Genomic DNA, 8255 nt, shown 5'->3' with positions numbered 1-8255 from the left:
CCCATGCGATTAACGTTTTAAATGAAAAATAAATAAAACACTAATTACATAGTGGCGATAGTTCAATCGTCAATCCCTTGATTAACGCCAAATTGGTCTCTATAACGGAGAAGTTTTGGATTTTAAAATGCCAAAATCACCAATTTATCAACTTTTTCAAACAGAATATCTCTATTCAGAATATCTCTATTATAACAGATTTGTATCCACCATGCAATTAACGTTTTTAAATAAATTATCTTTATTTATCGCAATTTTCCTGAGCTATCTTATCTCAATTATATCCGGCTTTTCTTACGGCGGATTGATATTATTAATACCGTTTGTGCAAAGAATACCTCTAAAATGTGATAAACAATTCTGTAAAACAGGTCCAGAGAAATACGATGTTTAAAATAACAAAATGTCCGTTTCAATATTAGTTGTCGCCTGACTTATGGTGATGTCAGGCTGGGTTAAATGTTCTTCACTGGAGCGACCCGGCCTTTTTTCAATGACGGTCATGTGTTGTTTTAACTTATACTGAGTTCGCTGCTAAGTTTCCGGGATATTATACCCGGCCTGCCGTCACCGATTTTATTCCCGTTTATCTTCACCAGGGGCATAACGCCCATAAGTGAGTTGGTAAGAAAACATTCATCGGCTTCCCAGACTTCTTTTTCTGAAATAATACTTTCTTCAGCGGGAATACCCATGGCTATACATTTTTCCAGTAAAATATGCCGGATAATTCCTGGCAAAATTCCCTGCTCCGTGTTTGGAGTAATCACCCCGCCATCCTTGACTAAAAAAATATTGCTCGTCGAACCTTCCGCAAGATTGCCGGAAGTGTTAAAAAACAGAGCTTCATCCCAGCCTCTGTTTCGCGCGTATCTTTTGGCCAGCAGGTTTTCAAGATAGTTTATTGTTTTCAGCCTGACCAGAGGAGAATGTTCGTTTCTTTTAATATCTGCAAAGCCTGCGGTCAAGCCTTGCTTATAGTGATCGTGCGTATAGGCTAAAGGTTGCCGGCTGGAAATAATCAGGGTAGGCGCAGTTGAGGCTGCTGATATATCACTGCCGGCAGTGAGGGTCAGGCGGATTGAGCCAGTATTGATATTGTTCTTCTCGATAGTTTGTTCTGCAAACCAAATTAGTTCGCTGATTGAAAAAGGAACAGTGAGGCCTATTTTTCCGGCGGAGGAAAATAAACGGTCGAAGTGGCGCCAGATTAATGAAGGATAACCTTCTTTTACTAATATAGTTTCAAACAATCCGAATCCGTATAGCAAACCTTGATCTAAAGGGTTAATCGCCGGCTGATCAGAACCTAAGAAACTGCCGTTAACACAAACTATATTCATGAATTATTACAGCCTTTCATGGCCCGGCTTGCCGCCGAGTCCTAACGCTACCATCAGGGCCAGGGCTTTATCAAGTGTTTCCCGGTACTCTGCGAGAGGGTCGGAATCAGCTACGATTCCTCCTCCAGTTTGAAAATAAGCCTGCCCGTCTTTAATAATTATTGTTCTGATTGCAATATTCAGGTCCGCATTGCCGTTGAAGCTTAAGTATCCGATTGCGCCCGTATAGATTCCTCTTTTCACAGGTTCCAGTTCTTCAATAATCTCCATTGCCCTTATTTTTGGAGCACCGGTAATGGAACCTCCGGGAAAGGCAGCTCTTAAGAGGTCAACAACGTTCTTATCTTCCGGCAGTTTCCCGGTTATTATTGAGGACAGGTGAAATACTGTAGCGTATTCATCTAATCTGAACAACTCCTGCGGTTGTACCGAACCAATCTCGCATACCCGTCCCAAATCGTTCCGCTCCAGATCAATAATCATAACCAGCTCAGCCCTGTCTTTTTTACTGTTCCACAGTTCATCCCGCAAGCATTGGTCCATGCTTATGTCTTTACCGCGAGGGCGGGTGCCTTTAATAGGCCTTGTTTCCACCTGTCTGCCGGCAACTTTCAGAAAACGTTCCGGTGAGGCGCTGATTACCTGGATGCTGCCAAAATTCAAGTAGGCAGCCATAGGCGCCGGATTTATTGAACGCAGGCGGCGGTATAGCGTCCATGGTTCCATCGTCAAAGGAAGAGAGAAGCGCTGTGAAAGATTAACCTGGTACAGATCACCTTTTCTGATGTATTCTTTTGCTTTTTGTACATTTTTGCAATAGCTGTCCTTGTCAAAGTGGCATGACATTTTGTTTGCATCAGTATTACCTGGTTTATATGCGCCAAAAACAGTGTCCCACGTTAACCTTCTTCCGGAAGAAATCCCTTTCATCCTCTTTTCCGGACATTCATCCATCTGCGGCAAATACTTGATTGGAACATTACAGATATCACGCAAACGCTTCTCAGCATGTTTGTAGGCCCTATCGGGGTCTGTTTCAGGAAGCCCCGTAGAAATAATATATACTTCCTGTGTAAAATGATCCATCATGATGATTAAATCGTAAAAACCCAGGCACATGTCCGGTAAATTCAAATCATCATCTGCCAGTGAAGGTAACTTCTCTAATATCCGCCCCAGATCATAACTAAAAAAGCCAGCCGCCCCGCCGCAAAAAGGAAATTGTAAATTAGATTCTTCAATCCGGTAAGTGTTTAATAATTCCTTTAGTTTAGAAAAGGGATTTCCGGATAATGTTACACATTTTTGGTTGCTGATCAGCTGTATGCAGTGATTCTTGGAACGGAATATTAGAAACGGATCTGCGCCTAGAAACGAATATCTTCCTATTCCATCGATCATAAGACTGCTTTCTAAAAGAAAAGAGTTTGGTAAGCGAATTAAGTGTTCATACAAAGAAATAAAATCGGCCGCTAATTTACGCCTTTCTATTAGTGGAATATATATCATTATTTACCATTTCTCCTTTTAGGCCTAAAAATAAAAAAGACCAGCAATGCTGGTCCTCACTCCAATACTCCGAGTCGTCTCTTCAAACTCATCCTGACTGCAAACTATACTGTTCTCTTCTTTTTAATTTTACTTTTTAAGTATAGCAGAAAAAAAGATCAATGTCATATGTAATCCTGATTATGGGTATCCAGCCGGCTTTACGCCGGAGCTTAGCGCTTTAGGCTTAATTATAATATGACTTGGAGGTGAGAAGTCGGAATCGAACCGGACCCCCATTTATTTTATTAGAACAGGCCACGGGGCTGCAACCCGTGGAGGACACCAGTCCTGTTCTCCCCTTTTCTCTTCTCTACATCTTTCTCCGCAGCCTTCTCTTCATCTATGCCAGAGCGTAACGCTTCATGCCTTCATCGTACCTGACAAGCTTTTGCCTTGACGAACTGATCAAAAACCTTGACACCTCGGACGGGGTCAGGCCTAAGGCCCTGGAGATCTCCGGTGTTGCAAGAGGCTCTTTCTGCAGAAGGGCGACGATCTGGCCAATGGCCAATTTCTCTGCAATTGTCTCCTCAAACAACCTGTTGAACTCGTCACTGGCGAAAAACTTTTGATACTCTTCTTCCGTCCTTACAGGCACTCTCATCCTTTCCGTCTGTACCAGCCTGATGTAGGGAACAAGCTTTGCCGCAGCTTCAAGCCTGAACTTCAATACCTGTTCGCCTATTCCTTCACTTTGGCCGAGAGGCCCGAACTTTGCTATCTGCGCGCCGAAGTCGTTCATAATATTGGCGAAACGGATTCCTTCACCTGCGGATACCCATTCCAGTCTCAGCCTGTCGGGGTTTACCCCTATGTGCCCGAGTATTTTTTTACAGATAGAAACCATACCAAAAGCGTCATAATTACCGTTTGTAATATAATGGCAGTCGTTAAGGTGGCAGCCGCCGACGAAAACCCCGTCCTGTCCGGTTGATAAAGCCAGGAATATATGCGCCATGTCGACTCTGGCCGAGCACATCACCCTGATCAGCCTTATATAAGGAGGGTACTGAAAGCGGGAAACCCCGCAAAGGTCCGCTCCTCCGTAGCAGCACCAATTACATACAAAACCCAGTATCTTTGGTCTTGATCCCGAACCCATTCTTCCCCATCTCCTTGATTTTCTTTAATTCACTGCTCTGTCTATTTATTTCAAACCTCGGCTGCATTTTGTTGTGTGATATCTTTACCTGCAGCCGCCATAATTTGGCTGAAGAGTTCTTCGTCGGTATAGTGCTTGAGAGAAATAGCTCCTGTTGCGCACTTTGTGTTGCACAGGCCGTCTCCTTTACAAAGCACTGCATTGACCCTGGCTTTTCTGCCCTGCGGCGTCTCATAAAAATCTATTGCGCCATAAGTACAAGCCATAATGCACGCGCCACATGAAATGCACTTATCCTCATCCACCTCGCAGACAGATCCGGAAGCGGTGACTGTATCGTGTGAGAGCAGCGTTAAGGCCCGGCCGGCAGCTCCATAGGCCTGGCTGATCGATTCCGGGATGAGCTTGGGATAGTGAGCTAATCCGCAGAGGAAAACTCCTTCCGCCCCGAAGTCAACAGGTCTTAATTTGACATGGGCTTCCTGGAAGAATTCATCCGGGCTCAAAGTTACCTTGAATAATCCGGCTACTTCCTTCCTGCCTTCGGAAGGAACAACAGCGGCGGCTAGGGCAATCAAATCGGCGTCCAGTTCAAGCTTCTTCTCCAAAACATAATCTGTCACGGTAACTCTAAGAACGCTCTTGCCGCCCTCCCGGACAGCTTCCACCACGGGTTTGTCCTGGGGCTCATAGCGAATGAACCTTACATCTTTACCTGCCGCTTCTCTGTAATAGTCCTCTTTGAACCCATATGTTCTCATATCCCGGAAAAGGATGTATATATCCATGCCGGGGTTTATCTCTTTCAGTTTCAAGGCGTTCTTGACAGACTGACTGCAGCAGATCCTGCTGCAGTAATTCCTGTCTTCGTTTCTGCAGCCCACGCATTGGATCATTACCAGGCTTTCGGCGTTAACCACCCTTTCCTCTTTCCTGGCAACCTTTTCCTCCAGCTCAAGACTGGTCATAACCCTGTCATCTTCTCCATAAAGGTACTCGGTTGGTTTATATACGTCAGCGCCGATAGCGATGATAGTAGCTCCATGGTTAATCTCTGCCACACCTCTGGCTGACTTCACCCTGGTTACGAAATTACCCACATAGCCGCTGGCCTCGGTGATGGTCGCATTGGTATACACATGCAATAAGGGGTGTTGGTATACCTTTCTTATAAGATCACGCAAATAAGCCTGAACATCCAAACCTTCCAGTGTATAATGCAGTTTTCGCGCTATTCCTCCAAGTTCCGTATTCTTTTCCACCAGGTATACCTCATGCCCCTGGTTGGCTATGGAGAGAGCGCAGTTCATGCCGGCTATGCCTCCTCCGACCACTAAAGCCCTCTTGTCGACAGGCAGATCAAATTCCTGCAGGGCCTCCAGATGACAGGCCCTTGCTACCGCCATCCGGATTATATCCTGTGCTTTCCGCGTGGCTTCCTCTTTTTCTCTGGAGTGGACCCAGGAGCAATGCTCTCTGATATTCGCCATTTCATAGTAATACTGATTAATTCCCGCCTCCCGGAGTGTGTCCCGGAACAGCGGCTCGTGCGTCCTTGGAGTGCAGGCGGCGACAACTACCCGGTTGAGCCCTCTTTCCCGGATGTCTTTCGCCAGCATCGCGGCGGATTCACTGGAACAAATAAAGAGATTTTCTTCTGCGTGGACAACATTGGGCAATGTTAAGGCATATTCAACTGTTGAAGGAACATTTACTATCCTTCCGATATTGGCGCCGCAGTGACACACATAGACACCCACTTTGGGATCTTCCAGCAAAACATCCTTTTCCGGCGGATAGATTCTTTCTTTGGCGAGATTTCCCCGTCTGAAGTTGAGGAGTTCGCCGATCTGCGAACCGGCGCCGCTGGCGCTGAATACCGACTCGGGAATATCCAGAGGGCCCTGGAAGGCGCCGCTTATAAAAATTCCCGGGCGGGATGTTTCCATAGGATTAAAAGGATTTACTTTACAGAATCCATGGGACTCGAGTTCAATGCCAAACCTGTTTGCCAGGTCTTTGAAATTACGGGGAGGATTCAACCCGACTGATAATACAACCATATCGAATTCTTCCTCTTTTACTCCCTCGTCGGGTGTAGAATACCGTATGGTTACATTCTTGGTTACCGGGTCCTCTTTTACTATTGTTACATAGCTTCTGATAAACTGAATCCCGGGAAGATTTTCCGCCCTCTGGTAGAATCTTTCGAAATCTTTGCCATAGGAACGTACATCATTATGGAATATGTAACACCTGGCGTCAGTGTCGTGGTCTTTTGTCAGTATTACCTGTTTCTGAGTATATGTGCAGCATACAGCAGAGCAATAGCTGTTACCGCCGGGAAGAACCTGTCTGGAACCGACGCAGTGAACCCAGGCTATTTTATGGGGATGCTTATTGTCGGAAGAGCGCAATATCTCACCTTCGTAAGGTCCGGTGGCGCATAACAGCCTCTCGTAGTCCATACTTGTTACAACATTTTCAAACTCTCCGTACCTGTACTCCTCCCTCAATTTGGGATCAAACGGCTCGTAGCCGGGCGCCAGAATTACAGCGCCTACTTTTATTAATACCTTTTCCGGTTTCTGTTTTAAATCTATGGCGTCATTCTGGCAGACTCCCTGGCAAATAGAACATTTGCCTTCTTTGAGGTAAAGGCAGCTTTCATCTATATAAGGCTTAAGGGGAATAGCCTGGGCAAAGTATATATGAATTGCTTTATTATCTGATATTTCCTGATTAAATTTGTCAGGGTATTTTACCGGGCAGTACTCTACGCAGACAGTACAGCCCGTGCATTTGTCCTCTAATACATATCTGGGTTTTTTAAGCAGTGTCACTTTGAAGTCTCCCGGTTCCCCCTCCACACTGTCGACTTCAGTATAGGTTATAATTTCTATATTGGGATGCCTGTTGCATTCAACGAACTTGGGAGATTCGATACACATTGAGCAGTCGTTGCTGGGAAAGGTCTTATCAAGCTGGGCCATGTGACCGCCAATGGTCGGCGCTGAATCGACCAGGTAAACCTTAAAACCTACAGTGGCAAGATCGAGAGAGGCTTGTATACCGCTGATGCCTCCGCCTACAACCAGCACATCTCCGAAGTTGCTGTCCGGAAGGAGCTTGCGAAGCTGTTCAATCTGTTCTTTTTCCACTTTCTATCACCTCAAGATTTTATTGTGTCCGTAGTAACCAGGAACAAGAGAAACGGCGCTTACCTATTTTTTTTCTGCATAAAGAACCCCCTATACCATTTTTAATTCATTATTAAACTAAAAATGTTATTTTTCATTTTATCATTGAATACATTTATTATACCAATAGATTTATTAAATAGCTAATTATTGAAGCTATTAATTTTTCTTTATACAATTAGGATACGAGTGTCTGTCCAAAGTTCCACAGGTAAATGAAGTCCCCGGCCTCGCCTTCTGGCGAGAACAAGGGCTGATTAGCTTAACCGAAATGTATGATTATCTTTATACCACAACAAAAACCCCCGTATACCGAACAGTATATACTGTAATGTGAGAAACTAACCGGCTATACTCTTCCCTGCTGCGTGAGATACTACATGCTCTTCCTTGGGAAGAATGCCAAAGTTCTCAGCTATGAAGCAGTAGGCCAGGACCAAAAAGCTCCAGAAACCGAGAGTGATTGCCCATTCCCAGATGCTTGGGAAATAGCTTCCGCCTACGGCCTGAGCCATACCGGTAAAGTTAACATTGGCACGGTTAAAGACCACGCCGGCAACCACCAAAAACGATGCAACAGCAACTCCCTGCTGTGATTTTCTGATAGAAGGAATTGCGTACATTATAATCGGTATGATTATCCCGCCGATCATCTCGAGAAGGAACATATTACTTTCGAAAGAACCGTTTTACAAGCGCTGCACGGGCAATTGGCGCATATTTTTCCTTGTGTAAAACATGCACGATCAGCGCAGTGCTGAAGCCGTCGCCGGCTAATGCGATTCCGCAGAGCAAATCAAAGCCGATCCATAATCCCCACGGCCAGTCGTCATTTAAATTAGGAGCCGTAGCGGATTAAAGAGGATAGGGTTAACAAAGTGAAGGTGGGGTGGGAGAGAAGTTTTGGGGTGGTAGACCGTGGCGGCATGATGGGAGGCGCCGGTTTGGATTGGAGAGCGAATGTTCTCGGTTGGAGATTTAGATTTGATCCGGGAGACCGTGGAGCGCTTCTAGTCGTGGAGCCGGACGGAGGGGGCGTGGACACTCTGGGGGAAACTG

5 protein-coding genes and 1 pseudogene are annotated in these 8255 nt (G+C 45.4%); 1 reads left to right on the top strand and 5 read right to left on the bottom strand.

Going from position 1 to position 8255, the window contains the following annotated elements; genetic code table 11:
• Positions 1–512: 512 nt before the first annotated feature.
• From DEH07_10825 to DEH07_10805, 5 genes and pseudogenes are all read right to left on the bottom strand, one after another.
• Complete coding sequence (locus DEH07_10825) at positions 513–1343, bottom strand: hypothetical protein (GenBank protein HBY04983.1); 831 nt, start codon at positions 1341–1343, stop codon at positions 513–515.
• Positions 1344–1349: 6 nt separating this feature from the next.
• Entirely contained in the window at positions 1350–2852 is a 1503-nt protein-coding gene (gene pabB, locus DEH07_10820; protein ID HBY04982.1) for an aminodeoxychorismate synthase component I, read from the bottom strand.
• A 382-nt stretch (positions 2853–3234) separates the two neighbouring features.
• Complete coding sequence (locus tag DEH07_10815; GenBank protein HBY04981.1) at positions 3235–3996, bottom strand: methyl-viologen-reducing hydrogenase subunit delta; 762 nt, start codon at positions 3994–3996, stop codon at positions 3235–3237.
• A gap of 50 nt (positions 3997–4046) precedes the next feature.
• The gene (locus DEH07_10810) at positions 4047–7157 is read right to left on the bottom strand and encodes a heterodisulfide reductase (protein HBY04980.1); all 3111 of its coding nucleotides are present in this window, start codon (positions 7155–7157) and stop codon (positions 4047–4049) included.
• Between the two features lie 380 nt (positions 7158–7537).
• Positions 7538–8003, bottom strand: a pseudogene (locus tag DEH07_10805) (hypothetical protein).
• A 71-nt stretch (positions 8004–8074) separates the two neighbouring features.
• On the opposite strand from DEH07_10805, the gene DEH07_10800 reads away from it, so the two are divergent.
• Positions 8075–8255 (top strand): hypothetical protein (locus DEH07_10800; protein ID HBY04979.1); only part of this gene is annotated, 181 nt, incomplete at its 3' end.

This window comes from Desulfotomaculum sp., from assembly GCA_003513005.1.
Taxonomy (GTDB): Bacteria; Bacillota; Desulfotomaculia; order Desulfotomaculales; family Nap2-2B; genus 46-80.
This window is presented reverse-complemented; position numbering and strand designations above follow the sequence as displayed.